Annotated in this window: 22 protein-coding genes and 3 pseudogenes; 15 read left to right on the top strand and 10 right to left on the bottom strand. The window is 71.1% G+C overall.

The window, feature by feature from the left end:
• The first annotated feature begins 27 nt into the window (after window positions 1-27).
• The gene (aceE, locus tag ACZ5VD_RS04305) at window positions 28-2,760 is read left to right on the top strand and encodes a pyruvate dehydrogenase (acetyl-transferring), homodimeric type (RefSeq protein WP_468680611.1); all 2,733 of its coding nucleotides are present in this window, start codon (window positions 28-30) and stop codon (window positions 2,758-2,760) included.
• A gap of 187 nt (window positions 2,761-2,947) precedes the next feature.
• Here the strand turns inward: aceE and ACZ5VD_RS04300 are convergent, their stop codons facing one another.
• Entirely contained in the window at window positions 2,948-3,253 is a 306-nt protein-coding gene (locus tag ACZ5VD_RS04300) for a small hydrophobic protein (RefSeq protein WP_468680609.1), read from the bottom strand.
• A gap of 311 nt (window positions 3,254-3,564) precedes the next feature.
• Window positions 3,565-5,184, bottom strand: a complete 1,620-nt coding sequence (locus ACZ5VD_RS04295) for an MFS transporter (protein WP_468680607.1) — start codon at window positions 5,182-5,184, stop codon at window positions 3,565-3,567.
• Between the two features lie 66 nt (window positions 5,185-5,250).
• Here ACZ5VD_RS04295 and ACZ5VD_RS04290 point away from each other — a divergent pair, with 66 nt between their 5' ends.
• The 3 genes from ACZ5VD_RS04290 to ACZ5VD_RS04280 all read left to right on the top strand — a co-directional run bounded on the left by ACZ5VD_RS04290 (window position 5,251) and on the right by ACZ5VD_RS04280 (window position 8,129).
• Window positions 5,251-5,877: a TetR family transcriptional regulator gene (locus ACZ5VD_RS04290; RefSeq protein WP_468550761.1), complete on the top strand. Its 627-nt coding sequence runs from the start codon at window positions 5,251-5,253 to the stop codon at window positions 5,875-5,877.
• 101 nt (window positions 5,878-5,978) lie between these two features.
• The gene (locus ACZ5VD_RS04285; protein ID WP_468680605.1) at window positions 5,979-7,199 is read left to right on the top strand and encodes an alpha/beta hydrolase; all 1,221 of its coding nucleotides are present in this window, start codon (window positions 5,979-5,981) and stop codon (window positions 7,197-7,199) included.
• Between the two features lie 66 nt (window positions 7,200-7,265).
• The gene (locus ACZ5VD_RS04280) at window positions 7,266-8,129 is read left to right on the top strand and encodes a DUF4429 domain-containing protein (protein ID WP_468550763.1); all 864 of its coding nucleotides are present in this window, start codon (window positions 7,266-7,268) and stop codon (window positions 8,127-8,129) included.
• Window positions 8,130-8,224: 95 nt separating this feature from the next.
• Here ACZ5VD_RS04280 and ACZ5VD_RS04275 read toward each other — a convergent pair whose 3' ends face one another.
• Window positions 8,225-9,241, bottom strand: a complete 1,017-nt coding sequence (locus ACZ5VD_RS04275) for an aldo/keto reductase (protein ID WP_468680603.1) — start codon at window positions 9,239-9,241, stop codon at window positions 8,225-8,227.
• Complete coding sequence (locus ACZ5VD_RS04270; protein ID WP_468550765.1) at window positions 9,238-9,708, bottom strand: MerR family transcriptional regulator; 471 nt, start codon at window positions 9,706-9,708, stop codon at window positions 9,238-9,240. The genes ACZ5VD_RS04275 and ACZ5VD_RS04270 overlap by 4 nt, the downstream gene beginning before the upstream one ends.
• Before the next feature lie 97 nt (window positions 9,709-9,805).
• Here ACZ5VD_RS04270 and ACZ5VD_RS04265 point away from each other — a divergent pair, with 97 nt between their 5' ends.
• Entirely contained in the window at window positions 9,806-10,279 is a 474-nt protein-coding gene (locus ACZ5VD_RS04265) for a GNAT family N-acetyltransferase (protein ID WP_468550766.1), read from the top strand.
• A 19-nt stretch (window positions 10,280-10,298) separates the two neighbouring features.
• Window positions 10,299-11,120, top strand: coding sequence for a serine hydrolase domain-containing protein (locus ACZ5VD_RS04260; protein ID WP_468680601.1), 822 nt, complete (start codon window positions 10,299-10,301; stop codon window positions 11,118-11,120).
• Window positions 11,121-11,229: 109 nt separating this feature from the next.
• Here the strand turns inward: ACZ5VD_RS04260 and ACZ5VD_RS04255 are convergent, their stop codons facing one another.
• Window positions 11,230-11,883 carry a pirin family protein gene (locus ACZ5VD_RS04255; RefSeq protein WP_468680599.1) on the bottom strand — a complete coding sequence of 218 codons (654 nt, stop codon included), beginning with the start codon at window positions 11,881-11,883 and terminating at the stop codon, window positions 11,230-11,232.
• 74 nt (window positions 11,884-11,957) lie between these two features.
• Between ACZ5VD_RS04255 and ACZ5VD_RS04250 the strand changes: the two genes are divergently transcribed.
• The 5 genes from ACZ5VD_RS04250 (at window position 11,958) to fabF (ending at window position 16,915) form a co-directional block, all read left to right on the top strand.
• Entirely contained in the window at window positions 11,958-13,163 is a 1,206-nt protein-coding gene (locus tag ACZ5VD_RS04250) for a PucR family transcriptional regulator (RefSeq protein WP_468550769.1), read from the top strand.
• A gap of 89 nt (window positions 13,164-13,252) precedes the next feature.
• Entirely contained in the window at window positions 13,253-14,191 is a 939-nt protein-coding gene (locus ACZ5VD_RS04245; protein WP_468550770.1) for an ACP S-malonyltransferase, read from the top strand.
• An 18-nt stretch (window positions 14,192-14,209) separates the two neighbouring features.
• Entirely contained in the window at window positions 14,210-15,211 is a 1,002-nt protein-coding gene (locus ACZ5VD_RS04240; protein ID WP_468550771.1) for a beta-ketoacyl-ACP synthase 3, read from the top strand.
• A gap of 104 nt (window positions 15,212-15,315) precedes the next feature.
• On the top strand, window positions 15,316-15,564 hold the full coding sequence (locus ACZ5VD_RS04235) for an acyl carrier protein (RefSeq protein WP_109001422.1): 249 nt from the start codon (window positions 15,316-15,318) through the stop codon (window positions 15,562-15,564).
• Between the two features lie 79 nt (window positions 15,565-15,643).
• Window positions 15,644-16,915, top strand: a complete 1,272-nt coding sequence (fabF, locus tag ACZ5VD_RS04230; RefSeq protein ID WP_468550772.1) for a beta-ketoacyl-ACP synthase II — start codon at window positions 15,644-15,646, stop codon at window positions 16,913-16,915.
• 103 nt (window positions 16,916-17,018) lie between these two features.
• Here the strand turns inward: fabF and ACZ5VD_RS04225 are convergent, their stop codons facing one another.
• The gene (locus ACZ5VD_RS04225) at window positions 17,019-17,513 is read right to left on the bottom strand and encodes a DUF3145 domain-containing protein (protein WP_468550773.1); all 495 of its coding nucleotides are present in this window, start codon (window positions 17,511-17,513) and stop codon (window positions 17,019-17,021) included.
• A 301-nt stretch (window positions 17,514-17,814) separates the two neighbouring features.
• On the opposite strand from ACZ5VD_RS04225, the gene ACZ5VD_RS04220 reads away from it, so the two are divergent.
• Window positions 17,815-18,714: an SGNH/GDSL hydrolase family protein gene (locus tag ACZ5VD_RS04220; protein ID WP_468680968.1), complete on the top strand. Its 900-nt coding sequence runs from the start codon at window positions 17,815-17,817 to the stop codon at window positions 18,712-18,714.
• 48 nt (window positions 18,715-18,762) lie between these two features.
• On the top strand, window positions 18,763-19,734 hold the full coding sequence (locus ACZ5VD_RS04215; protein ID WP_468550774.1) for an aldose epimerase family protein: 972 nt from the start codon (window positions 18,763-18,765) through the stop codon (window positions 19,732-19,734).
• Window positions 19,735-19,822: 88 nt separating this feature from the next.
• Here the strand turns inward: ACZ5VD_RS04215 and ACZ5VD_RS04210 are convergent.
• The 3 pseudogenes from ACZ5VD_RS04210 to ACZ5VD_RS04200 all read right to left on the bottom strand — a co-directional run.
• Window positions 19,823-20,059, bottom strand: a pseudogene (locus ACZ5VD_RS04210) (fibronectin type III-like domain-contianing protein); the annotation flags it as partial.
• A gap of 108 nt (window positions 20,060-20,167) precedes the next feature.
• Window positions 20,168-21,289: pseudogene (locus tag ACZ5VD_RS04205) on the bottom strand (glycoside hydrolase family 3 protein); the annotation flags it as partial.
• Between the two features lie 129 nt (window positions 21,290-21,418).
• A pseudogene (locus tag ACZ5VD_RS04200) lies at window positions 21,419-22,117 on the bottom strand (glycoside hydrolase family 3 protein); the annotation flags it as partial.
• 253 nt (window positions 22,118-22,370) lie between these two features.
• On the opposite strand from ACZ5VD_RS04200, the gene ACZ5VD_RS04195 reads away from it, so the two are divergent.
• The gene (locus tag ACZ5VD_RS04195; protein WP_468550775.1) at window positions 22,371-22,946 is read left to right on the top strand and encodes a TetR/AcrR family transcriptional regulator; all 576 of its coding nucleotides are present in this window, start codon (window positions 22,371-22,373) and stop codon (window positions 22,944-22,946) included.
• A gap of 112 nt (window positions 22,947-23,058) precedes the next feature.
• Window positions 23,059-24,354, top strand: a complete 1,296-nt coding sequence (locus ACZ5VD_RS04190; RefSeq protein WP_468680597.1) for a pyroglutamyl-peptidase I — start codon at window positions 23,059-23,061, stop codon at window positions 24,352-24,354.
• A gap of 187 nt (window positions 24,355-24,541) precedes the next feature.
• On the opposite strand, the gene ACZ5VD_RS04185 is transcribed toward ACZ5VD_RS04190, so the two are convergent.
• Window positions 24,542-25,330 carry an EI24 domain-containing protein gene (locus tag ACZ5VD_RS04185; protein WP_468550777.1) on the bottom strand — a complete coding sequence of 263 codons (789 nt, stop codon included), beginning with the start codon at window positions 25,328-25,330 and terminating at the stop codon, window positions 24,542-24,544.
• Between the last annotated feature and the right edge of the window lie 142 nt (window positions 25,331-25,472).

The raw sequence follows: 25,472 nt of genomic DNA, 5'->3' as shown, positions 1-25,472 counted from the left end.
GCAGCCCTCTGACAGGTAAGGAACAGCGTGGCTTCCGGATCCGATCGCAATCCGATCATCATTGGCGGCCTTCCGAGTCAGGTTCCTGACTTCGACCCCGAGGAGACCCAGGAGTGGCTCGACTCCCTTGACGCCGCGGTCGACGAACGCGGCCGGGAGCGGGCCCGTTACCTGATGCTCCGGCTCATCGAGCGCGCCCGCGAGCGGCGCGTGGCCGTGCCGGAGATGCGCAGCACGGACTACGTCAACACCATCGCCACCAGGGCCGAGCCCTTCTTCCCGGGCAACGAGGAGATCGAGCGCAAGATCCTCAACGCGACCCGGTGGAACGCCGCGGTCATGGTCTCGCGCGCCCAGCGCCCCGGTATCGGCGTCGGCGGCCACATCGCCACCTTCGCCTCCTCGGCCTCGCTCTACGACGTCGGCTTCAACCACTTCTTCCGCGGCAAGGACGAGGGCGACGGCGGCGACCAGATCTTCTTCCAGGGCCACGCCTCCCCCGGCATCTACGCCCGCGCCTTCCTCCTCGACCGGCTGGACGAGCAGAACCTGGACGCCTTCCGCCAGGAGAAGTCGAAGGCGCCCCACGGGCTGTCCAGCTACCCGCACCCGCGGCTGATGCCGGACTTCTGGGAGTTCCCGACCGTGTCCATGGGCCTCGGCCCGATCGGCGCGATCTACCAGGCCCGGATGAACCGCTACCTCCACGCGCGCGGGATCGCGGACACCTCCAAGTCGCAGGTGTGGGCGTTCCTCGGGGACGGCGAGATGGACGAGCCGGAGTCGCTCGGCCAGCTGTCCATCGCCGCCCGCGAGGGCCTGGACAACCTCACCTTCGTCGTCAACTGCAACCTCCAGCGGCTCGACGGCCCGGTACGCGGCAACGGAAAGATCATCCAGGAGCTGGAGTCGATCTTCCGGGGCGCCGGCTGGAACGTCATCAAGCTGGTCTGGGACCGCTCCTGGGACCCGCTGCTGGCGCAGGACCGCGACGGCGTGCTGGTCAACAAGATGAACACCACGCCGGACGGCCAGTTCCAGACGTACGCCACCGAGACCGGCGGGTACATCCGCGACCACTTCTTCGGCGACGACCAGCGGCTGCGCGCGATGGTCGAGGGCATGACCGACGACCAGATCCTGCACCTGGGCCGCGGCGGTCACGACCACCGGAAGATCTTCGCGGCGTACAAGGCGGCCGCGGAGCACAAGGGCCAGCCGACGGTGATCCTCGCCAAGACGATCAAGGGCTGGACGCTGGGCCCGAACTTCGAGGGCCGCAACGCCACGCACCAGATGAAGAAGCTGACGGTCGCCGACCTCAAGGGCTTCCGCGACCGGCTGCACCTGCCGATCTCCGACCAGGAGCTGGAGTCGGGCGTGCCGCCCTACTACCACCCGGGCCGGGACTCGGAGGAGATCCAGTACATGCACGACCGCCGCAACTCGCTCGGCGGCTACGTCCCGACGCGTGTGGTGCGTGCGAAGCCGCTCGCACTGCCGGAGGACAAGACCTACGCGTCCGTGAAGAAGGGCTCGGGTCAGCAGTCCATCGCGACGACCATGGCCTTTGTGCGGCTCCTCAAGGACCTCATGCGGGACAAGGAGATCGGCAAGCGGTTCGTGCTGATCGCGCCGGACGAGTACCGCACCTTCGGCATGGACTCCTTCTTCCCGAGTGCGAAGATCTACAACCCGCTGGGGCAGCAGTACGAGGCCGTGGACCGCGATCTGCTGCTCGCCTACAAGGAGTCGCCGACCGGGCAGATGCTGCACGACGGCATCTCCGAGGCGGGCTGCACCGCCTCGCTGATCGCCGCGGGTTCCTCGTACGCCACGCACGGCGAACCGCTCATCCCGGTGTACGTCTTCTACTCGATGTTCGGGTTCCAGCGCACCGGCGACCAGTTCTGGCAGATGGCCGACCAGTTGGCGCGCGGTTTCGTCCTGGGCGCGACCGCCGGCCGTACGACCCTGACCGGTGAGGGCCTCCAGCACGCGGACGGCCACTCGCAGCTGCTCGCCTCGACCAACCCGGGCTGTGTGGCGTACGACCCGGCGTTCGGGTTCGAGATCGCGCACATCGTGCAGGACGGTCTGCGCCGGATGTACGGGCCCGACAGCGAGAACGTCTTCTACTACCTCACCGTCTACAACGAGCCGATCCAGCATCCGGCCGAGCCGGACGGCGTGGACGTCGAGGGCATCCTCAAGGGCATCCACCGCTACAGCGAGGGCACTTCGGGGTCGATCCCGGCGCAGATCATCGCGTCCGGCGTCGCGGTGCCGTGGGCGATCGAGGCGCAGCGGATCCTCGCCGAGGAGTGGAACGTGAAGGCCGACGTCTGGTCGGCGACCTCCTGGAACGAGCTGCGGCGCGAGGCCGTGGCCGCCGAGGAGCACAATCTGCTGCACCCCGAGGAGGAGCAGCAGGTGCCGTACGTGACACGGAAACTCGCCGACGCCGGGGGCCCGTTCGTGGCCGTCTCCGACTGGATGCGATCGGTTCCGGACCAGATCGCGCGGTGGGTGCCGGGGACGTACCAGTCGCTGGGCGCGGACGGGTTCGGTTTCGCCGACACCCGCGGGGCGGCCCGCCGGCACTTCCACATCGACGCGCAGTCGATCGTGCTGGGCGTGCTGACCGAGCTGGCCAGGGAGGGCAAGGTCGACCGGTCGGCGCTGAAGCAGGCCATCGACCGGTACCAGCTGCTCGACGTCGCGGCGGCGGACCCGGGGGCCGCGGGCGGCGACGCGTAGCGCTCCGCGAGAGGCCCCCACCGGCCCGCGGGCCGGTGGGGGCCTCTCCATGCCGTTCACCGGGCGGAGGGGAACATCCGGACGCCGGGTGACGCGGTGGGGTGCCCCGTTGAGCGGGACGCCCGGGCAGGAGCGGGCCCCCGGCGCGTCCCACCGGGGGCCCTGCTCTTGTGCTCGCCCGGGTCGGTCAGAACAGTCCGGTGGCCGGGGTTGCCGCTCCGGCGAGCCAGATGACCGCCAGGAGCGTGTCGATGGCGCCCAGCACCACGGCGACCAGGGCCGGGACGGAACGGCTGCCCGTCCAGGTGCGGCCCATGGCCAGCCAGCCGCAGATGATCGCCACGGGGCCGAGGATGATCCCCAGCACGAAGAATCCGGCGATCGCGCAGATGACTCCGATGATTCCGAGCGTCGCGCTGTCCGGCCCGCTCCGGGACCACGTCCGGCCACGCGAGCGGGGGCGTTTGCGCGTTCCTTGTCCGAAAGCCGCCATCGTCAACTCCCTGAACCCATCGGTTGATTCGGGTTCTTTCCGGGTTCGACCATGCGGGTACCCCGGTTGCGCTCACCCATCCCCCGGCCTTGCGGCGCGCCGCCCCCCTCCGGCAGCGCGCCGCAGATCCGGTCGCCTCCGTTTGTCGTACGAACGTCCCCGAACTTGCCTGGGGAACGTGCCGTACCGGAGGGCTTGACCCACTGTGACCTGCGGCGCGTACCGGGTGCGAGGAATCTTTAGCGTTGTCACCCTGATAGGGGAACTCCGCCCGTTCCTCCCCGAGTTCGGCAACGGGTGTGCGCCCGGCGTCAGATGTGCCCGACGCCCGCGCCCGCCTCCGCGTTCACGCCGCGCTTGGTGAGCAGCGCCACCAGGACGGCGACGGCCGCGACCCCGGCCGCGACCAGGGAGGCCAGGCTCATGCCGGAGATGAAGGTGGCGTGCGCGACGTCGGTGATCTTCACCGCGACGGCCTCCGGAGTGCCCGGGGCGACCGGCGGCATACCGACCTGGACGGCTTCCGAGGCCTGGTCCAGCTGGGTCGGGGCGAGCTGCGGAAGCCCGGCGTCCGCCCAGTTGCCCGCGAGGTCGCTGTCGACCTTGGAGGCCATCACGGCGCCGAGGACGGCCGTACCGAGGCTGCCACCGATCTGCATCGCGGCCTGCTGGAGACCACCGGCGACACCGGAGAGCTCCATCGGGGCGTTGCCGACGATGACCTCGGTGGCGCCGACCATGACGGGCGCGAGGCCGAGACCCAGCAGGGCGAACCAGAGGGACATGACGGCGCTGCCGGTGTCCGTCTCCAGCGTCGACATGCCGTACATGGCGAGGGCGGTGGCCGCCATGCCGCCGGCCAGCGGAATGCGCGGGCCGAGCTTGGTGATCATCGCGCCCGCGAGCGGGGAGCCGACGATCATCATGCCGGTGAGCGGCAGCAGGTGCAGACCGGCGTCGATCGGGCTCATGCCGTGCACGTTCTGCAGATAGAAGGTGACGAAGAACAGGCCGCCCATGAAGGCGATGGCCATCATCACCATCAGCACGACACCCGCGGAGAGCGGGACCGAGCGGAACAGCGCCAGCGGGATCAGCGGCTCCTTGACCTTCGTCTCCCAGAAGGCGAAGAGCCCGAAGCCGGCGACGGCGACCAGCAGGAACGTCCAGGTGGTGCCGGAACCCCAGCCCCACGCGGGGGCCTTGATGAGCGCCCACACCAGACAGAACATGGCGGCCGACAGCAGCGCGATGCCCAGGATGTCGAAGGAGCGCGGGGCGTTCTCCGCGCGATGGTCGAGCAGGATCACCGCGCCGAGGACGACGGCGAGGATGCCGACCGGCACGTTGATGAAGAACACCGACTGCCAGTTGACGTGCTCGACGAGCACGCCGCCGAGGATCGGGCCGCCCGCGGTGGAGGCCCCGATGACCATGCCCCAGATACCGATGGCCATGTTGAGCTTCTCGGCAGGGAAGGTCGCGCGCAGCAGGCCGAGCGCGGCCGGCATCAGCAGCGCGCCGAACAGGCCCTGCAGGACCCGGAAGGTGACGACCGCGGCGATGCTGCTGGACATGCCGATGGCGCCGGAGGCGGCGGCGAATCCGACGACGCCTATCAGGAAGGTCTGGCGGTGGCCGAAGCGGTCACCGAGCTTGCCCGCGGTGATCAGGGAGACCGCGAGGGCGAGGAAGTAGCCGTTGGTGATCCACTGGACGTCGGCGAAGCTCGCCTTGAGGTCCTGCTGGATGGCCGGGTTGGCGATCGCCACGATGGTGCCGTCGAGGGCCACCATCATGACCCCGACCGCGACGGTGATGAGCGTGAACCAGGGGTGGCCGCGCAGCCCGCCGGCGGGCGGCTGGTCCGACGGGGCGGCCGGTGTCCCGTCCCCCGGCCCCGTCTTGTCGATGGTGGTCTGACTAGTCATACCCGCGAGGCTAATGACAGCCTCTGACAATTGACAAACCAATTCACAAGACAGTAACTGACGGCTATGGAAACACTGCGTGAGCGCAAGAAACAACGCACCCGCGAAGCGCTGATGCGGTCCGCCCTCGAACTGTTCACCAGCCGGGGCTACGACGGGACGACCGTCGACGACATCGCCGACGCGGTCGACGTCTCGCAGCGCACCTTCTTCCGTTACTTCGCCAACAAGGAGGAGGCCGCGCTCTCCGTCGCGGAGCTCACGCTGGCCCGCTTCGTGGAGTCGGTGCGCGAGCGCCCGGCGCACGAGGCGCCGATGGAGGCGCTGCGGCAGGCCGTCCTGGAGGGCTGGGACACGCTCAACGAGATCGTCGAGTCCGTCGTACCGGTGGAGCTGTATCTGCGGATGTACCAGGTGATCGAGTCGACGCCGGTGCTGCTCGCCGCCCATCTGCGCCGCTCCACCGAGGTGGAGGAGACCATCGCGCGGGTACTGGCCGAACGCGAGGGGGTGGACGTGGACGGCGATCCGCGCCCGCGGCTGACGGTGGCCGTGTTCAGCGGGGTGATGCGGGTCACCGAGCGGCAGTGGAGCGCGCGCGGGGACTCCAGCCTCGACGCGATGCGCGCGTTGACGGTCGCGTACCTCGAACAGGTGGGACCGTCCTTGGCGGGAAACTGGCGAACGGCCTGAAGGTGCCCGCACTATGGGCGGAAATATGCCGATTTGACCAAACGTGATTCACGCCACTTGGTTAACGCGAGACCCTCTCGTTCTCCTAGTGTGTCCTTTCAGTGACTTCCTTCGACACCTCCCCGCAACTGAACGTCTGGCGCGCAGTGCTCGCGCTGGCCGTGGTGTTCGTGATGCTGGCGACCACCGGCTGGACGGCACTGCGCAGTCAGCACAGCAGTACCGCGATGCAGGCCTCGCTCTCCGAGTGGGAGCACGGAAGCGTCGCCGGGCACCGGCTCCCGGACCCCGGGGAGACGACGCCCCACCGTCTCGCCCGCTTCTTCGCCTCGCTGACCGCACAGCAGCGCACCGGCCTCGCCCGGCGCTATCCGCTCGCCGTCGGCAACATGAACGGCGCCCCCGTCGAGCTGCGCTACCGGGCCAACCGGATCGCCCTCGGACAGGCCCACAAGGTCGAGCTGAAGCGCATGCGCGACATCCGGCTCACCGCCGACGGCCAGCAGGAGGCCGGGCGGCGCATGCACCGCTACGCGTCGCTGATGACCAAGGGCCGCCACGTCCTCGCCTTCGACCCCGACGGCTCGGGCCGGGTCGCCGAGGTCTTCGGCAGCCTGGGCAAGGCGGAGCGGGTCTCGGTCGTCGTCCCCGGCGTCGACACCGACCTGCTCACCTTCCAGCGCACCAACCGCAGATACTCCGCGCCCGTCGGCATGGCCAAGGCCCTCTACCAGGCCGAGCGCACGGCGAGCCCGTCGACGCGCACCGCGGTCATCGCCTGGGCCGACTACACCGCGCCCAGCGGGCTCGGTATCGACTCGGCCACCGCGATGCGCGCGACCGACGGCGCGGTCCGGCTGAACGCGCTGGTGCGGGCCCTGCCCGGGAAGACCCCGGTCTCCCTGTTCTGCCACAGCTACGGCTCCGTGGTGTGCGGCCTCGCCGCCCGCTCGATGCCGGACCGGGTCTCCGACATAGCGGTGGCCGGCAGTCCCGGGATGCGGGCCGCGAAGGCGTCCAGCCTCCACACCTCCGCGCATGTGTGGGCGATGCGGGACGCCGACGACTGGATCCAGGACGTGCCGTATCTGGAGGTCGGCGGTCTCGGTCACGGGGCGGACCCGATGTCCGCCGCGTTCGGCGCGCGGGTGCTGTCGGCGCGGGGTGCCGACGGACACAGCGGCTATTTCGAACCGGGTACGGAGAGCCTGCTGAACTTCGCGGAGATCGGCATTGGCGCATACCGCTCGGTGCACTGCGCGGGCGATACCGAGGTCTGCCGGACGGGTTTGTCCGGGACGGCGTCGGCCGGACGCGCGTAGAGACGAAGAAACCGCGGTTTGCGCGGGGAGGGGACGAAGGAGCTCGTGCCGCATACGATGAGCCGCATGGGTGACGTACTGGCCGGATTTCATGCCGCCTGGGAGTTCGAGTCCGACTCCGTGCTCATCCGTTACGAACGGGGCATTCGGACACCCAAGTTGTTCCAGGCACTGGGGGAACGCCGTATCCCCCTGCATGCGATCGCCGGCGTCACACTCACACCCGGCAAACGCGGGTCCGTGGTACTGCACGCCCTGCCACGCCCCGGCGCCGATCCGTTGATGGAGGCGGCCGCGGGCCAGCTGAAGGACGGCTGCGATCCCTACCGGCTGGTCCTGCCCGCCGACAAGGAGACGCTCGCCGAGTACTACGCCGACGAGCTGCGCGACCGGTTGACCGACGCGGGCGACGAGCCCGCCGAACGGTTCCTGGTGCCGGCCCCCCAAGTGCCCCTGCAGTTCAAGGCGTACGACGGGAAGGCGTCCTTCGACGGCAGGACCGTCGGCTTCCGCTGGTTCTGGACCGGGGCGTCGTCGGCGAAGTGGAAGGCCGGCGACCAGAGCTTTCCGGTGACCGAGCTGAGCGGGGTGCAGTGGCGGTCCCCGGAGCTGTTCGAGGGGCACCTGCGACTGGAGCGACGGGACCGGGACACCGGAGCGCCGCCCACGCCGGCCGACCAGGATCCGGCGGCCCTGGTGTTCGGGCTCGGATACGGGCCGGTCCACGAGTCACTGCCGTTCGCGGCAGCGGTGTTGGCCGCGGTACGCGACCGCTCCGCGGGGGCGGCCGTCCCGGCCACCGCCGCGACGCGCCGGGACCCCGCCGATATCGCCGAGCGGATCCGGCATCTCGGGGAGCTGCATCAGGCCGGGTTGGTGACCGACGAGGAGTTCTCCGTGAAGAAGGCCGAGTTGCTGGCCGAGCTGTAGGGGATGCGGTGCCGGGTGCGGGTCGTGTGTCGTTGCCCGCGCCCACGCGGCGCGCCCGCACATCGATACGGCACCGCGCCCCCTACCGGCGTTCCCTACTCCCTGCCCGCGGAACTGAACGTCATGTCCGCGTAGCGGTTGCCCGCCACCTTCGCGGCGATCGCGTCCAGTACGGCCAGTTCGGCCTCCGTCAGCTCGATCCCCGTCGCCGCCGTGTTCTCCTCGATCCTGCCGACCTTGCGGGTGCCCGGGATCGGGACCACCGGCAGGTCGTGGATCCGCGCCTGCTGCTGGACCCAGGCCAGGGCGATCTGGCCCGAGGAGGCGCCGTGGGCCCTGGCCACCTCGCGGATCGGTTCCAGCAGCGCCCCGTTGGCGGTCGCGTTCTCGCCGGTGAAGCGGGGCTGTTGGCGGCGGAAGTCGTCGGCGGTGAGGTCCTGGTCGGCGTCGGCGAAGGACCCGGTGAGGAAGCCGCGGCCGAGCGGGGAGTACGGGACGAGCGCGACGCCCAGTTCGCGGGCGGCCGGCACCACGTTCGCCTCGATGTCCCGGCTGAACAGGGACCACTCCGACTGCACGGCGGCGATCGGGTGGACGGCCTGCGCGGCCCGCAGCTCCGCGCCGGTGACCTCGCTCAGGCCCAGGTGCTTGACCTTGCCCTCGCGGACCAGCTCGGCCATGGCGGCGACGGTGTCCTCGATCGGCACGTTCACATCGCGGCGATGCATGTAGTAGAGGTCGATCACGTCGACGTCCAGGCGCTTCAGGCTCGCCTCGACGGCCTCGCGGACATAGGGCCGGTCATTGCGGACGACCCGCCTGGTCGGGTCGTCCGGCGGGATCGAGAGGGCGAACTTGGTGGCGACGACCACCTCGTCGCGGTGCGCCTTGAAGAACGGGGAGAGGAACTTCTCGTTCTCCCCGGCGCCGTACGCGTCCGCCGTGTCGTACAGGGTGACGCCGAGTTCCAGGGCCCGTTCCAGAGTGGCCCTCGACTCGCCGGAGTCCGTGGGGCCGTACGCGAAGCTCATGCCCATGCAGCCGAGGCCCTGTACGCCGACCTCGGGGCCGTCGTCGCCGAGCCGTACCGCGGGGATCGTGCCGTCCGTCATCGGGACCTCTCCGACGCCAGGGCCCGCCCGGCGTCCGCGTAGAAATTGATCTTCCGGTCGAGGACCGCGAGCGTGTCGTTGAGTTCCGCGATCCGCGTGAGCACGTCCTCGCGGGTCGCCTTCAGCAGCTCGAAGCGGTCGGTGTAGGTGTCGTCGCCCTCGCGGACCAGTTCCGCGTACCGCACCATGTCCGCGACCGGCATGCCGGTCAGCCGGAGCTTGCCGACCAGGTCGAGCCAGTCGAGGTCGCGGTTGCAGTAGCGACGCTGCCCGGTGTGCGAGCGGTCGACGTGCGGCATCAGGCCGATGCGCTCGTACCAGCGCAGGGTGTGCGCGGTCAGCCCGGTGAGCGCGACGACCTCGCTGATCGTGTAGCTGTCCTGGCCGTCCGGACGCCGGGCGGAATGCGGCGGGCCGGCACAGCTGTCGGCACCTGCCCCGGTGGTCTCGGTCTCCATCACCGTCATGACCTCCACGCTATGGCCTTGGAGTGCACTCCAAGCAAGCGGTACCGGTAAGAAATGGGCAGGACCTGGGGCGGGGGTGATGGCTAGCGTGCTCGTCATGAGTCTCGTACGCCGTGCCACGACCGAGGACGCAGCGGAAGTACTGCGTCTGCGCCAGGTGATGATCGATTCGATGCCCGGTCCCGACGCCGGGGACACGGCGTGGCACGCGGAGGGACTGCCGGCCCTGCGTGCGCGGCTCGCGGAGCCGGACCGGGACTTCGCGGCGTTCGTCGTCGACCACCCGGACCGGCCCGGGGTGCTGGCGGCGCTGGTCGCCGGGACCATCGACTACCGGATCGGGAAGGCGGGGAACCCGCGCGGGGTCTCCGGGTACGTCTTCAGCGTCGCCACCGAGCCGGACGCGCGCCGCCGCGGCTACGCGCGCGCATGCATGGAGGAGCTCCTCGCCTGGTTCCGCGAGCGGGGCGCCGGGCAGGTCCTGCTGACCGCGTCCGAGGAGGCCGAGCCGCTGTACGCCGCCCTCGGCTTCGCCCGCAAGCCGGACCCCACGATGGGGCTCATGCTCTGAGCCGCTTAGGCTCGACCGCATGTCCTTGCAGAGCCTCAGCTTGATCGAGAACTGGCCGGTTCCGACCGCCTCGGCGGCCGTCGTACGGGCGGACGGCACCCTCCTCGGTGCCCACGGCCCGGCCGGGCAGCGCTTCCCGCTGGCCTCGGTCACCAAGCCGCTCGCCGCGTACGCCGCCCTCGTCGCGTACGAGGAGGGCGCGATCGAGCTCGACGAACCGGCCGGGCCGCCCGGCGCGACGGTCCGTCATCTGCTCGCGCACACCTCGGGGCTGGCCTTCGACGAGCACCGGGTGACGGCCCCGCCCGGGGAGCGGCGGCTGTACTCCAACGCCGGGTTCGAGCAGCTCGGCGACCACATCGCCAAGGCCACGGAGATCCCGTTCGCGGAGTATCTGCGGCAGGCGGTGCTGGAGCCGCTGGGCATGGCGTCGACGTCGCTGGAGGGCTCGCCCGCGAAGGACGGGGTCTCGACGGTGGACGACCTGGTGCGGTTCGCCTCGGAGGTCCAGGCACCGCGGCTGCTCGACCCGCGTACGGTCGCCGACGCGATGACCGTCCAGTACCCGGGCACCAAGGGTGTCCTGCCGGGCTATGGCCACCAGAACCCGAACGACTGGGGTCTCGGCTTCGAGATCCGCGACGGCAAGTCGCCGCACTGGACCGGATCCTCGTCCTCCCCGCGCACCTTCGGCCACTTCGGCCAGTCCGGTACGTTCCTCTGGATCGACCCGGACGCGGGGCTCGCCTGCGTGGCCCTCACCGACCGCGCCTTCGGACCCTGGGCGGCCGAGGTGTGGCCGGCGTTCACGGACGCGGTACTGACGGAGACCCGGAGCTGAGGCCCCCAGGGTGCTCCGCCCCCTGGACCCCCGACCTGTGCCCACCCACCACCCGACTCGGTCGCTCAAAGGGTGGGCGCAACCCGTGAGGGTTCGGGGGGAGCCCCGGTCAGTCCGTCAGCTCCCAGATCAGGAGCTCCGCCCCCGTCACCCCCACCGCCTCCAGGTCCTTCGCGTCCGCGATGCGGGCCGCGTCGCCCGAGGTCAAGTGGACGCCGTCCAGGGTCACTTCGCCGCGTACGACATGGACGTAGGCACGCGCCCCGTCCGGTACCGCCGTGCGCTCCCCCGCCCCCAGTCGGCGGACGTGGAGCATCGCGCCCGCCTCCGGGACGGCGTACGGGGTGGAGTCCGCGATGCCGTGGACGATCTCGTAGGACGGGTCGCCGCCGGGCTCCAGCGGGGCGAGCCACATCTGGACGAAGGTCAGGGCCCCCGGGCCGTCGTTGCGCTCGACGTGCCGGACGCCCGCCGCCGCGCTGAGGCGCTGGACGTCCCCGGCACGGACCACGCTCTCGTGGCCCGCCGAGTCGCGGTGGGTCAGCGCGCCCTCGACGACCCACGTGACGATCTCGGTGTGACTGTGCGGGTGCTCGTCGAAACCGGCACCGGGGGCGAGCCACTCCTCGTTGCAGGCGATCAGCGCGCCGAAGCGCAGGTTGTCGGGGTCGTAGTGCGGCCCGAAGGAGAAGGCGTGGAGCGACTCGATCCCGGCCTCCGGGTCACCGCCTCGGTAGCGCTCGGTGGCACGCCGTACGTCCATCACGCGGACCACCGTAGTCCTTCACCCCGCACCCGGCGGCGCGTACTCCCGTCCGGATAAGGCAGTCTTGTCCCGTGCCCGAACCCGAATCCCACGCAGGCGATCCCGCCGCGACCGCTGCCCACCCGCACGTCGCGACCCTGAAGCGACTGGAGAGGTCGTCCGGGCAGCTCGCCGCGCAGGCCATCCAGCGGATGGACGAGACGCTGTCGTGGTACCGGGCGATGCCTCCGGAGAACCGCTCCTGGATCGGGCTCGTCGCCCAGGCCGGTATCGCCGCCTTCACCGAGTGGTTCCGGCACCCGGACGCCCCCCAGGCCATCTCCACCGATGTCTTCGGCACCGCGCCCCGCGAGCTGACCAGGGCGATCACCCTGCGGCAGACCGTCGAGATGGTGCGCACCACGATCGAGGTCATGGAGTCGGCCATCGACGAGGTGGCGGCCCCCGGCGACGAGAACATCCTGCGCGAGGCGCTGCTCGTGTACGCCCGCGAGATCGCCTTCGCGACCGCCCAGGTGTACGCCCAGGCCGCCGAGGCACGAGGTGCCTGGGACGCGCGCCTGGAGTCCCTGGTCGTGAACGCGGTGCTCAGCGGGGAGGCCGACGAGGGGGCCGTCAGCCGGGCCGCCGCCCTCGGCTGGAACTCGCCCGAGCATGTGTGCGTGGTGTTGGGCACCGCCCCCGACGGTGACAGCGAGTTGACCGTCGAGGCCATCCGCCGGGCCGCCCGGCACGCCAAGCTCCAGGTCCTGACCGGAGTGCTCGGAGCCCGCCTCGTGGTCATCGCGGGCGGCAGCGACAACCCGCTCGCCGTCGCCAAGTCGCTGATCGGCCCGTTTGCCGCCGGGCCGGTGGTGGCGGGGCCCGTCGTACCCGATCTGGAGGCCGCCACCCGGTCCGCGCAGGCCGCCGCAGCGGGCCTCAAGGCGTGTTCTGCCTGGCAGGACGCCCCGCGACCGGTACTGGCGGACGATCTGCTCCCCGAGCGCGCGATGGCCGGCGACCCCGCGGCCCGCGACCAACTGGTGGAGGAGATCTACAGACCGCTGGAGGAAGCCGGCTCGGCACTCCTGGAGACGCTGTCGGTCTATCTCGAACAGGCGAGCAGTCTCGAAGGCGCCGCACGGATGCTCTTCGTCCACCCCAACACCGTGCGCTACCGGCTCCGACGTGTGACTGACGTCACCGGATGGTCGCCCTCCGATGTACGTTCGGCGTTCACGTTGCGCATCGCGCTGATCCTGGGACGTCTGGCCGACGGAGATCTCCAGACCTAGTCTTTTGTCGGGGCCCCACAAAACCCCCTCGTGTTCTTCGTCCCTGTCCCCACGGGCGGTCGTGGCCGTCCACAAGAGAGAGTGTGAGAGTGCTCGTACTCGTCGCTCCCGGCCAGGGCGCCCAGACGCCCGGCTTCCTGACCTCCTGGCTCGAACTTCCCGGTGCCGCCGACCGCGTCGCCGCGTGGTCCGACGCCATCGGACTGGACCTCGCCCGTTACGGCACTCAGGCCGACGCGGACGAGATCCGCGACACCTCGGTGGCCCAGCCGCTCCTTGTCGCGGCCGGGATCCTGTCCGCCGCGGCACTCGGTGACCTCACGCCGGGCGCCGTCGCGGGACACAGCGTCGGCGAGATCACCGCCGCCGCCTTCGCGGGCGTCCTCGACGACACCGCCGCGCTGACCCTGGTCCGCAAGCGGGGTCTGGCGATGGCCGAGGCCGCCGCCGTCACCGAGACCGGGATGTCGGCGCTGCTCGGCGGCGACCCCGAGGTGAGCGTCGCGCACCTGGAGAAGCTCGGCCTGACCCCGGCGAACGTGAACGGGGCCGGGCAGATCGTCGCCGCGGGCACCCTGGAGCAGCTCGCGGCGCTGAACGAGAACAAGCCCGAGGGCGTCCGCAAGGTCGTCCCGCTCAAGGTGGCCGGCGCCTTCCACACCCACCACATGGCTTCCGCGGTCGACGCGCTGGCGAAGGCCGCCGAGGCCCTGACGCCCGCCGACCCGAAGATCACCTACGTCTCGAACAAGGACGGCAGGACCGTCGCGACCGGCGACGAGATCGTCGCGCGGCTGGTCGGCCAGGTCGCCAACCCGGTCCGCTGGGACCTCTGTATGGAGACCTTCAAGGAACTCGGCGTCACCGCCCTGATCGAGATCTGCCCCGGCGGCACCCTGACCGGCCTCGCCAAGCGCGCGCTGCCCGGTGTGAAGACGCTGGCCCTCAAGACCCCCGACGACCTCGACGCCGCTCGCGAGCTCATCGCCGAGACAACCCCACCTGCCGCTGACGCGGCGGGCGCCTGACAAGGAGCCCGGACAGCAATGTCGAAGATCAAGCCCAGCAAGGGCGCCCCGTACGCGCGGATCCTCGGTGTGGGCGGCTACCGCCCCACCCGGGTCGTGCCGAACGAGGTGATCCTCGAAACGATCGACTCGTCCGACGAGTGGATCCGCTCGCGCTCCGGCATCGAGACCCGGCACTGGGCCAACGACGAGGAGACCGTCGCGGCCATGTCGATCGAGGCCTCCGGCAAGGCGATCGCCGACGCCGGGATCTCCGCCGAGCAGATCGGCGGCGTGATCGTCTCGACCGTCTCGCACTTCAAGCAGACCCCGGCCGTCGCCACCGAGATCGCCGACAAGCTCGGCACCAACAAGGCCGCCGCCTTCGACATCTCGGCCGGCTGCGCGGGCTTCGGCTACGGCCTGACCCTCGCCAAGGGCATGGTCGTCGAGGGCAGCGCGGAGTACGTCCTCGTCATCGGCGTGGAGCGGCTGTCCGACCTGACCGACCTGGAGGACCGGGCCACCGCCTTCCTGTTCGGCGACGGCGCGGGCGCGGTCGTCGTGGGCCCCTCCCCGGAGCCCGCGATCGGTCCCACGGTCTGGGGCTCCGAGGGCGACAAGTCCGAGACGATCAGGCAGACCGTGCCGTGGACGGACTACCGCGACGGCGAGGTCGCCAAGTTCCCGGCGATCACGCAGGAAGGCCAGGCGGTGTTCCGCTGGGCCGTGTTCGAGATGGCGAAGGTCGCCCAGCAGGCGCTGGACGCGGCCGGGATCAGCTCGGACGACCTGGACGTCTTCATTCCCCACCAGGCCAACGAGCGGATCATCGACTCGATGGTGAAGACACTCAAGCTGCCGGAGCACGTCACGGTCGCGCGTGACGTGCGCACCACCGGCAACACCTCGGCCGCCTCGATTCCGCTCGCGATGGAGCGGCTCCTGGCGACCGGCGAAGCGAAGAGCGGCGACACCGCGCTCGTCATCGGTTTCGGGGCGGGTCTCGTGTACGCCGCGACGGTCGTTACCCTCCCCTAGGCACTCCGTGCCGGATCACGCGATCCGGTGCGGCTGTACTCACCCGCCGCTCCACGCGGCGGGCAACGCCACACCCTCGGAAACACTAAGAAGGAGCGCCTGACATGGCCGCCACTCAGGAAGAGATCGTCGCCGGTCTCGCCGACATCGTGAACGAGATCGCCGGCATCCCGGTTGAGGACGTCCAGCTGGACAAGTCCTTCACCGACGACCTGGACGTCGACTCGCTGTCCATGGTCGAGGTCGTCGTCGCCGCCGAAGAGCGCTTCGACGTCAAGATCCCCGACGAGGACGTCAAGAACCTCAAGACGGTCGGCGACGCGACCGCGTACATCCTCAAGAACCAGGGCTGATCCTCTAGGCCCCGGAGCCTGCCCCGCCACCCGGCGGTGGCGCCGCTGAATCCTCGTATCCGTTGGAGAAAGAATTCCCGTGAGCTCGACCAATCGCACCGTGGTCGTCACCGGTATCGGCGCAACCACACCGCTGGGTGGCGACGCAGCCTCGACCTGGGAGGGCCTGGTCGCCGGCAAGTCCGGCGTCAAGCCCCTGGAGCAGGAGTGGGCCGCCGACCAGGCGGTCCGCATCGCCGCTCAGATCGCCGTGGAACCGACCGAGGTCATTCCACGGCCACAGGCCCGCCGACTGGACCGCTCGGCGCAGTTCGCGCTGATCGCGGCCAAGGAGGCGTGGGCCGACGCCGGCTACACCGCCAGGGCGGGTGAGGACGACGCCGCCGACCCCGACCGGCTCGGCGCGGTCATCGCCTCCGGCATCGGTGGTGTGACGACCCTCCTCGACCAGTACGACGTGCTCAAGGAGAAGGGCGTCCGCCGCGTCTCCCCGCACACCGTCCCCATGCTGATGCCGAACAGCCCGTCCGCCAACGTGGGCCTGCTGGTCGGCGCCCGCGCGGGCGTGCACACCCCGGTCTCCGCCTGCGCGTCGGGCGCCGAGGCCATCGGCTACGCCATCGAGATGATCCGGACGGGCCGCGCCGACGTCGTCGTCGCGGGCGGCACGGAGGCGGCGATCCACCCGCTGCCGATCGCCGCGTTCGGCAACATGATGGCGATGTCCAAGAACAACGACGACCCCGAGGGCGCCTCGCGTCCCTACGACACGGGTCGCGACGGCTTCGTGATGGGCGAGGGCTCCGGCGTGATCGTCCTGGAGTCCGCCGAGCACGCCGCCGCGCGCGGCGCCCGGGTCTACGCGGAGGCGGTCGGCCAGGGCATCTCGGCCGACGGCCACGACATCGTGCAGCCGGAGCCGGAGGGGCGCGGTATCGCGGCGGCCCTGCGGAACCTGCTGGCCGGCACCGACCTGGACCCCGCCGAGATCGTGCACGTCAACGCGCACGCCACCTCGACGCCGGCCGGTGACGTCGCCGAGCTGAAGGCGCTGCGCCAGGTGTTCGGCGACGACGCCGACCACATGGCGGTCTCCGCGACCAAGTCGATGACCGGTCACCTGCTGGGCGGTGCGGGCGGTGTCGAGTCGGTGGCGACGGTGCTCGCGCTGTACCACCGGGTGGCCCCGCCGACCATCAACGTCGAGAACCTCGACCCGGAGGCCGAGGCCAACGCCGACATCGTGCGCGGCGAGGCCCGGAAGCTGCCGGTCGAGGGCCGGATCGCCGCGCTGAACGACTCGTTCGGGTTCGGCGGGCACAACGTGGTGCTGGCGTTCCGTTCGGTCTGACAGACGTCTGCACGCAGGGAAGGGCCCCCACCGGTCGGTGGGGGCCCTTCCCTGTTCAGGACTTCGGAGCCCCGTTCAGAACTTCGGAGCGCTGTTCCGTACTTCAGACCACCTGGTGCAGCCAGCGCACCGGCGCGCCCTCGCCCGCGTACCGGAACGGCTCCAGTTCGTCGTCCCAGGGCTTGCCGAGGAGCTTGGCGAGTTCACCCTCCAGGTCCGTCTCTCCGTGCTGGCTGCGGAGCAGCGCCGCGCGCAGGCGGTCCTCCGGGATCAGGATGTCGCCGTGGATGCCGGTGACGGCGTGGTAGATGCCGAGTTCGGGGGTGCAGCTGTAGCGCTCGCCCTCGGCGGTGGGGCAGGGCTCCGCGGTGACCTCGAAGCGCAGCAGGTGCCAGCCGCGCAGCGCGGAGGCCAGTTTGGAGGCGGTGCCGACCTGACCCTGCCAGGAGAACTCGGAGCGCCAGGTGCCGGGCGCGGCGGGCTGCCGGATCCAGTCGAGGTTGACGCGTGTGCCGAGCACCCCGGCGACGGCCCACTCGACGTGTGGGCACAGCGCGCGCGGCGCGGAGTGCACGTACAGAACTCCACGTGTCGTCACCGGGACCTCCGGGCAGAGCGGGACATCTTGCGAACTGACGGACGGCAGTGGCCGGGGCCACGTTGATGGCGAGGCTACCGTGCGGCGGCGCGAGGAGTGTGACGTACCGTCGGTCCCGGTGCCCCGAAACCCCGCCATTCACCCGGCAGGACGCCAGGACGGGGGTGAACCGTTGCGCGGTGGGCGTCGGGAACTCGCGCGCGTTGTTATGGGAGGAGGACCTTTTTCGCCTTTCATGACATCAGCTCACGACACATCAGCCGACGACACGTCGTTCGACGACCGAGGGGATCACCACCGGATGCGGAAGCAGGGGCATCGCTCGCGCGCCGTTCTCGCCGTCCTGACGGCGTCCGTCCTGGGCGTCACCGGCTGTGACGCCGTGGGGGGCAATTCGCCAGGGCCGACCGGCACCGGGGCGCGGCAGTCCAAGCCGTCCCCGAAGCCGACGCCGGCCTGGGACAGCAGCCCGGCGTCGGTGGCCGCCGTCGGGGACTCGATCACCCGCGGTTTCGACGCGTGTTCGGTGCTGTCGGACTGCCCCGAGGTGTCGTGGGCGACGGGCAGCAGCACGAAGGTCGACAGTCTCGCCGTACGGCTGCTGGGGAGGGCGAAGGCGGCCGAGCGGAGCTGGAACTACGCGGTGACCGGGGCGCGGATGGCGGACCTGCCCGGTCAGATGACCCGGGCGGCGGTGCGCAAGCCGGCGCTGGTGGCGGTGATGGTGGGGGCGAACGACGCCTGCCGGTCCAGTACGTCGGTGATGACGTCGGTGTCCGCCTTCCGCGCCGACTTCGAGGACGCGGTGAGCGCGCTGCGCAAGGCCGCGCCGAAGGCGCAGGTGTATGTGGCGAGCGTGCCGAACCTGAAGCGGCTCTGGTCCCAGGGGCGGACGAACCCGATGGGCAAGCAGGTGTGGAAGCTGGGCCTGTGCCCGTCGATGCTGGGCGACGCGGACGCCCTGGACGCGGCGGCGACCGAGCGGCGGGACACCGTGCAGCGGCGGGTGGAGGACTACAACGAGGTGTTGGGGGAGGTCTGCGCGAAGGACCGCCACTGCCGCTTCGACGGGGGCGCGGTGTACGACTTCCGGTTCGGCACCGCCCAGTTGAGCCACTGGGACTGGTTCCACCCGAGTGTGAACGGGCAGGCGCGGCTCGCGGAGATCGCCTATCGGGAGGTCACCGGGAAGAAGGCCTGAGGGAGGCGTGCGGGAGGGTTCCGGCGCCGGTGAAATAAAGTTCCGCGCATGAACGAACTCTTCGGCACGCTGCCCGACGGCACTCCCGTCCACCGCTGGACCCTGGAGCGGGCCGGCGTCCGGGTGCGGGTCCTGTCCTACGGCGGGATCGTGCAGTCGGTGGAGGTCCCGGACCGGGAGGGGCGGGCCGGGAACGTGGTGCTGGGGTTCGCGGAGCTGGACGGCTATGTGGCGCACCCCGAACCGTATGTCGGCGCTCTGGTCGGGCGGTACGCGAACCGGATCGCGGGCGGCCGTTTCCCGCTGGACGGCCGGACGTACGCGCTCGCGCTCAACAACCCGCCCAACTCCCTGCACGGCGGCGGGCGCGGCTTCGACAAGCGGGTGTGGGACATGGCGCCGGTGGAGCACGGGGTGCGGCTGAGCCGGGTCAGTGCCCCCGGCGAGGAGGGCTTCCCGGGGCGGCTGGAGGTGTCGGCGACGTACACGCTGACGGAGTCCGGTGCGCTGCGGCTCGTGTACGAGGCGGTCACGGACGCGCCGACCCTGGTGAACCTGACCAACCACAGCTACTTCGACCTCGGCGGGGCGGGCAGCGCGGGCGGGCACGAACTGCGGATCGCCGCCTCCCGGTTCACGCCGGTCGACGCGGACCTGATCCCGACCGGTGTCCTGGAGGAGGTCGCGGACACCCGCTTCGACTTCCGGGAGGCGCGGAAGACGGGTTCCGGGTACGACCACAACTTCGTGCTCGACAAGGGGCTGACGCCGGAGGCCGCGGAGGTCGCCGAGCTGTACGACCCGGCGTCCGGCCGGGTGCTGACCGTGGCGACCACCGAACCCGGCCTCCAGCTGTACACCGCCGACCACCTCGGCGAGCCGTTCGCGCCCGGTGACGGCATCGCGCTGGAGACCCAGCACTTCCCCGACTCCCCGAACCGCCCGGAGTTCCCGAGCACGGTGCTGCGGCCGGGCGAGGTGTACCGGTCGGAGACGGTGTACGGGTTCTCCACCCGTTAGCTCAGGGTGGCTGCGGCCCGGTGTGACTGAGCCCCGGCCCAGGGGTCAGGTCCCGGGCCGGGGCTGCTCTTGGGGAACCTGTCCCGGATCAGACGTTAATCGTCGCGGTGAGCCGACGGTCCGCGATCGACCTGCTCACCTGGATCTCGTACGAACCCTTCACAAACGACCATGCCCCTTCCTGCTCGTCCCAGATCTCGAAGGCGCGGCGCGGGAGTTCCACGGTGACCTCCGCGCTCTCGCCGGGGTCGGCCGTGACGCCGGCGAAGCCGGCCAGGCGGCGGGCCGGGCGTTCGGTGCCGGGCTCGGCGGGGGCCAGGTAGACCTGGACGACCTCGCGGCCGGGGCGCTCGCCGCAGTTGCGGAGGCGGACCCGGACAGTGGTGCCCCGGACCTCGACCGACTCGTAGGTCCAGTCGGTGTAGCCGAGGCCGTGGCCGAAGGGGTAGACGGGGGTGCGGCCCTGCTGCTCCCAGGCGGTGTGGCCGATGAAGACACCCTCGCGGTAAGCGAGTTCGCCGTCGTCCGGGACGACCTGGGTGACCGGGGCGTCGGCGAGGGCGCCCCAGGTGGTGGGGAGACGGCCGCCGGGCTCGTGGGCGCCGGTCAGGACGTCGGCGAGGGCGTCGCCGCCCTCCTGGCCGGGGAACCAGCCGAGCAGGACGGCGGCGACCTCGTCGCGCCAGGGCAGTTCCACCGGGGAGCCCGCGTTGACGATCACGACGGTGTTCGGGTTGGCGGCGGCGACCGCGCGGACCAGGTCGTCCTGGCGGCCGGGGAGTGTGAGGTCCGTGCGGTCGTAGCCCTCGGACTCGACGCGTTCGGTGGTGGCGACCACGACGACGGCCGTGTCGGCGGCGCGGGCGGCCCGGGCGGCCTCGGCGATCAGTTCGTCGGGATCGCGCCGGGGTTCCTGGTGGGCGAGGGTGAAACCGACGATCTTCATCGGGACGCCCTCGGGCAGCTGGACGACGTGGGTGAGGGAGATCTCGACGGGTTCGCCCGCGGTGAGTTCGGCCTGCGCGCGGGGCACCGGGGCCTCGAAGAAGGTGACGAAGGGGTCGTCCTTGTCGGTGCGCTGGACGTCGTCGTAGTACGTCGTGCCGGCGATCCGCAGGGCGAAGGCGCCCAGGCCCTTGATGCCGAAGATGTGCGGGCCGCTCTCGCGCGGGGTGAAGGTGCCGGTGAGCTCGACGGTGTGCAGGCGGTCGTGGGTGACGCCGTCGGGGAGGTCCTCCCCCATCCACTGGATGTGGCCGCTCGGGACGGAGGCCGTGCCGATGACCTGGCCGTCGGCGTCACGGCACACCGCGCGCAGCTCGAAGCCCTGGTCGGCGACGGCGAGTTCGGTGTTCGGGTCGGCGCCGACGACGTAGCTGAGGGTGCCGTCGGGCAGGGCGGCGGTGAGGCCGTCGAGCGGGGAGACGATCCGGGCCGGGAAGACGGTGGCGGAGCCGCCGCCGAGGACGCGGGCATCGCGGGCGGCGGCGCCGGTCAGCGCCACCGTGCCGCCGGGCTTCAGGGGCAGGGCGGCACGGCCGTCGCTCACCTCGTTGCGCACCAGGACGAAGGAGCGGCGGGCGATCTCGCGGGCCAGGGCCTCGCCGTCGACGGGGTCGGGCAGTGCGGTGACGGCCGGCTCGGCGCCCTCCAGGATGCCGACGCGGGCGGCGAGCCGCAGGACGTTGCGGACGGCGTCGTCGACCGTGGACTCCTCGACCTCGCCGTCCCGCACGGCCTGGGCGAGGGCGTCGCCGTAGACGGTCCGCGGGCCGGGCATGGCGACGTCGAGGCCGCCCTTGATGGCGCCGGTGGTGGAGCGGGCGGCCATCCAGTCGGAGACGTTGAAGCCGTCGAAGCCCCATTCGCCGCGCAGGACCTCGTTCACCAGGTGGTGGTGCTCGGTCATCGTCGTGCCGTTGACCGTGTTGTAGGCGGTCATGATGCCCCAGGGGTGGGCGTTCTCGACGATGAGCTCGAAGGGGGCCAGGTACAGCTCGCGCAGGGCGCGTGCGGAGACCAGGTTGTTCACGGTGAAGCGGTCGGTCTCGGCGTCGTTGGCGACGAAGTGCTTGACGGTGGTGCCGACGCCGCCGGACTGGACGCCGGTCACATAGCCGGAGCCGATCAGACCGGTGAGGTACGGGTCCTCGCTGTACGCCTCGAAGTGACGGCCGCCGAGCGGGGAGCGGTGCAGGTTGACGGTGGGGGCGAGCAGCACGTGGACGCCCTTGCGGCGGGCCTCCTGGGCGAGGAGCGTGCCGGCCCGGCGGGCCAGCTCCGGGTCCCAGGTGGCGGCGAGGGCGGTGGGTGAGGGCAGCGCGATGGACGGGTCGGCGGCGGTCCAGCGGACGCCCCGGACGCCGATCGGGCCGTCCGACATGACGAGGGAGGCCAGGCCGATCTCCGGCAGGGCGGGCAGCGACCACATGTCCTTGCCGGCCAGGAGCCGGGTCTTGGCGTCCAGGTCCAGCTTGCCCAGGGCGGTTGCTACGGCCGCCTCGGTGTCCGGGGATGTCGGGGTTCCCGCCATGGCGGTGCCTCCTCGTTGAAGTCCGTGCGGTTCCTCCATCCTGCATCGGTTACCTGTAGCTCGGTAGGTTTCGTTATCGTGACGTTATATTCCACTGGGGTGGGTGTCGTACCGTGACGCCATGAGCGCGAGAGTCAGGAGCGAGGAGCGGCGGGCCTCGATCGTCATGGCCGCCCTGGAGGTGATCGCCGAGCGCGGATACCGGGGCGCGAGCCTGGCGGCGGTGGCCGAGCGGGTGGGGCTGACCCAGCAGGGGCTGCTGCACCACTTCCCGACGAAGGACGCGCTGCTGGTCGCCGTACTGGAGGAGCGGGACCGCTGGGACGCGGTGCCGACCCGGCCCCAGCGACTGGACCTGCTGGTCTCGCTCGTCGAGTACAACGCGATGCGGCCGGGCATCGTCCAGACCTTCTCGGCGCTGCTCGGCGAGAGCGTGACGGAGGGACATCCCACCCGCGGCTACTTCACCGAGCGGTACACACAGGTGCGGGCGGGCATGGCGCAGGTGCTGCGCGCCGAGTACGGCGACCGGCTGCCGAGCGGCCTCACCCCGGAGCGCGCGGCCCCGCTGCTCGTCGCCGTGATGGACGGTCTGCAGTACCAGTGGCTGCTGGACCCGGAGTCGGTGGACATGCCGGGCGCGTTCCGGGACTTCCTCACGCTGCTGGGCGAAGGCTGATCACCACGACCCCCTTCGTGCGACGCACCATGGCGTAGACCACTTCCGTCAGGCGATACTGCGGCCGTTCGCGCCCCACGCGCCCCACCGCGACGGAAGGAACTGAAGTCCCTTGAACTCTCTACGTGTTCGGATCGGCGTACTCGGACTGGCCCTGGTGGCCGGGCTGGCGGCGCCCGCGCAGGCGTCCACACGGGACTCCGCCACCGAGACCGCCCTCTCCCCCACCGTCGAGGAACAGCGGCTCGACCGGGCCGCGCCGCAGGAGATCCTCCGGCGGTCCGGATTCGACGCCCTGAGCGCCCGGTTCACCCGCGAGCTGCACGCGGCCCGCTCCTCCGCGGAGGCGCGGCGGGTCGTCGTACGGGAGGGATCGGCGCTGTGGCGTCGGGCCGTCGAGCGGGCGCAGGGGCGGGGGCCGGCGGGCGGTGACCTCAGCCGGGACGACGACCGGCCGTTGTACTGGGCGCGGTTGGCGATGACGCGGGACGTGCGGACGTGGGAGCCGGGGTTCGGGCTGAGCGAGGCCCGACGGGCCTCTCTGCTCGGCGAGTTGGAGCGGACCTCGCGGGGGCAGACCGCGATCCGGTATCCGCACGGCAAGGGCATCAACGGAGTCAAGGGAGCCAAGCACGGCAAGGGCATCAAGCGGGTTCTCGTCACCGGGTTCGATCCGTTCACGCTGGACCGGGACGTCCGGATCTCCAACCCGTCCGGGGCCACCGCGCTCGCGCTCGACGGCACAGTGATCGAGACCGCGGACGGGCCGGCGCGGGTCGAGACCGTCGTGTTCCCCGTGCGCTGGCAGGACTTCACGGACGGAACCGTGGAGCGGACGCTGCGCCCCTGGCTGAAGCGGGTGGACCTCTTCACCACGGTGAGCCAGGGGCGTGTCGGGCGGTTCGACGTCGAGCGGACCAACGGGGCCTGGCGGGGCGGCTTCGGCGACAACGACAACATCGGCCGGACCGAGACCGTGCCGGTCGCCGATCCTGCCTCGCAGCCGCAGTGGACGACCACGACCCTGCCCTACGCGCAGATCGTCGCCGCGTCCACCGGGCGGTTCCCGGTGTACGACAACACGAGCGTGACCGAGATTCCGGCGGGGGGTACGGCGGCTGTCGTGCGGCCGGGCGGGCCGACTCCGGGGTCCACCGCGCGGGCCGGGGGTGGCGGGGACTACCTCTCCAACGAGATCGCCTACCGGGCGACGCTGCTGCGGGACCGGCTGGGGTTGCACGAGGTGCTGCCGGGTGGGCATGTGCACACGCCTGTGCTGCAGTTCGGGGCGGGGAACACGGATCCCGGGAGTGGGGTGGTGACCGATGCGGAGTTCGTGCGGAATCGGGTGGACATCATCGCGCAGGTGCGGGGGATTCTGCGGGTGGCGGTGGAGTCGGGACTGTGAGGGTGGGGGCGGGGTGGGGTGGGGTGGCGGGCTGGGTTTCCTCGCCCCCGCCGCCCCTTCCCGTCCCGTCCCCAGGGGCTCCGCCCCTTCGACCCCGCCGAGGCTGCGCCCCAGACCCCCTTTCGGCCCTGAAGGGGCCTCGTCCTCAAACGCCGGACGGGCTGAGAGGGGCTCGGGCGGCTTGTGTTCAGGTGGGGGGTTCGGCGGGGTCTTCCGTATCGGGGTGTGCCGTGTCCTCTTCCAGGAGGTCGCGGGCCATGAGTGTGGCGCCGGCCACCGCGCCCGGCATCAGGAAGACCGCGACGAAGGGGATCAGGAAGGAGAGGGCGAGGGGGGTGCCGAAGCCCCAGGTGAGGGTTTTGCGGGTGCGGAGGAGGGCGAGGCGGTCGCGGAGGTCGACGCGGCGGCGTTGGAGGGCGACCGAGGTGAGTTCCTGGGTGAGGAAGAAGCCGGTGACGAGGAAACCGATCACCGGGACCACGGTCTGGCCCACGACCGGGACGAAGCCGCACGCGAAGAGCAGGATTCCCCAGAGCGCGGCGCGGACCAGGACGCGAAGGCTGTCGCGGGCCGAGATCCAGAGTTCGCGGCCGAGGGACAGGCCGGACTCGGGGGCGGTGCCGTCGGGTGAGACGTCCCGGTCGACGTTCTCCGAGAGGGTCTCGTAGAAGGGCTGGCCGATGAGGAGGGTGACCGCGGTGAAGGTGATGACCGAGAGGAGGAGGGCGAGGGCGAAGAGCACCGCGGTGAGGAGGCCTCGGAAGATGCCGGCCCACGGGCTCGACCAGTCGTCGGCGAACGGGGTCGCCCAGGCTACGAAGTCCACTCCCCACAGGGCCAGGGAGACCAGCACCGCCGCGTAGAGCACGAGGGTGATCAGGCCCGGGAGCAGGCCGAACCCGTACTGCTTGCCGTGCAGGGCCACCCAACGCTGGCCCTTCAGAAGGTACTTGAATCCCGTCCCCAGATCGCGCATGGGTGAACTCTATCGGGGGCCGGCCCGTCCCCCTCGGGGCCTCGGCACGCCCCCGTACACGCCCCCGGGATGCGCCATCCGGGGCATCCGGGGTACGGCGGCGCCAACTCCCTCTTGTCGCAGTTGAGTCGAACAGGTAGAT

Source organism: Streptomyces sp. NPDC032822 (assembly GCF_055578825.1).
Note: the sequence above shows the minus strand (reverse complement) of the source record. Positions and strands in the feature narration are given on the sequence as shown.

Excerpts from the sequence above, each read along its gene's own strand:
- ACZ5VD_RS04270 (WP_468550765.1), bottom strand. The coding sequence starts at position 9,708 with ATGACGGTGATGGAGACCGAGACCACCGGGGCAGGTGCCGACAGCTGT.
- ACZ5VD_RS04255 (WP_468680599.1), bottom strand. The coding sequence starts at position 11,883 with ATGGACGTACGGCGTGCCACCGAGCGCTACCGAGGCGGTGACCCGGAG.
- ACZ5VD_RS04265 (WP_468550766.1), top strand. The coding sequence starts at position 9,806 with ATGAGTCTCGTACGCCGTGCCACGACCGAGGACGCAGCGGAAGTACTG.
- ACZ5VD_RS04185 (WP_468550777.1), bottom strand. The coding sequence starts at position 25,330 with ATGCGCGATCTGGGGACGGGATTCAAGTACCTTCTGAAGGGCCAGCGT.
- ACZ5VD_RS04260 (WP_468680601.1), top strand. The coding sequence starts at position 10,299 with ATGTCCTTGCAGAGCCTCAGCTTGATCGAGAACTGGCCGGTTCCGACC.
- ACZ5VD_RS04275 (WP_468680603.1), bottom strand. The coding sequence starts at position 9,241 with ATGACGGACGGCACGATCCCCGCGGTACGGCTCGGCGACGACGGCCCC.
- ACZ5VD_RS04215 (WP_468550774.1), top strand. The coding sequence starts at position 18,763 with ATGAACGAACTCTTCGGCACGCTGCCCGACGGCACTCCCGTCCACCGC.
- ACZ5VD_RS04300 (WP_468680609.1), bottom strand. The coding sequence starts at position 3,253 with ATGGCGGCTTTCGGACAAGGAACGCGCAAACGCCCCCGCTCGCGTGGC.
- ACZ5VD_RS04280 (WP_468550763.1), top strand. The coding sequence starts at position 7,266 with ATGGGTGACGTACTGGCCGGATTTCATGCCGCCTGGGAGTTCGAGTCC.
- ACZ5VD_RS04290 (WP_468550761.1), top strand. The coding sequence starts at position 5,251 with ATGGAAACACTGCGTGAGCGCAAGAAACAACGCACCCGCGAAGCGCTG.
- ACZ5VD_RS04235 (WP_109001422.1), top strand. The coding sequence starts at position 15,316 with ATGGCCGCCACTCAGGAAGAGATCGTCGCCGGTCTCGCCGACATCGTG.
- ACZ5VD_RS04220 (WP_468680968.1), top strand. The coding sequence starts at position 17,815 with ATGCGGAAGCAGGGGCATCGCTCGCGCGCCGTTCTCGCCGTCCTGACG.
- ACZ5VD_RS04295 (WP_468680607.1), bottom strand. The coding sequence starts at position 5,184 with ATGACTAGTCAGACCACCATCGACAAGACGGGGCCGGGGGACGGGACA.
- ACZ5VD_RS04240 (WP_468550771.1), top strand. The coding sequence starts at position 14,210 with ATGTCGAAGATCAAGCCCAGCAAGGGCGCCCCGTACGCGCGGATCCTC.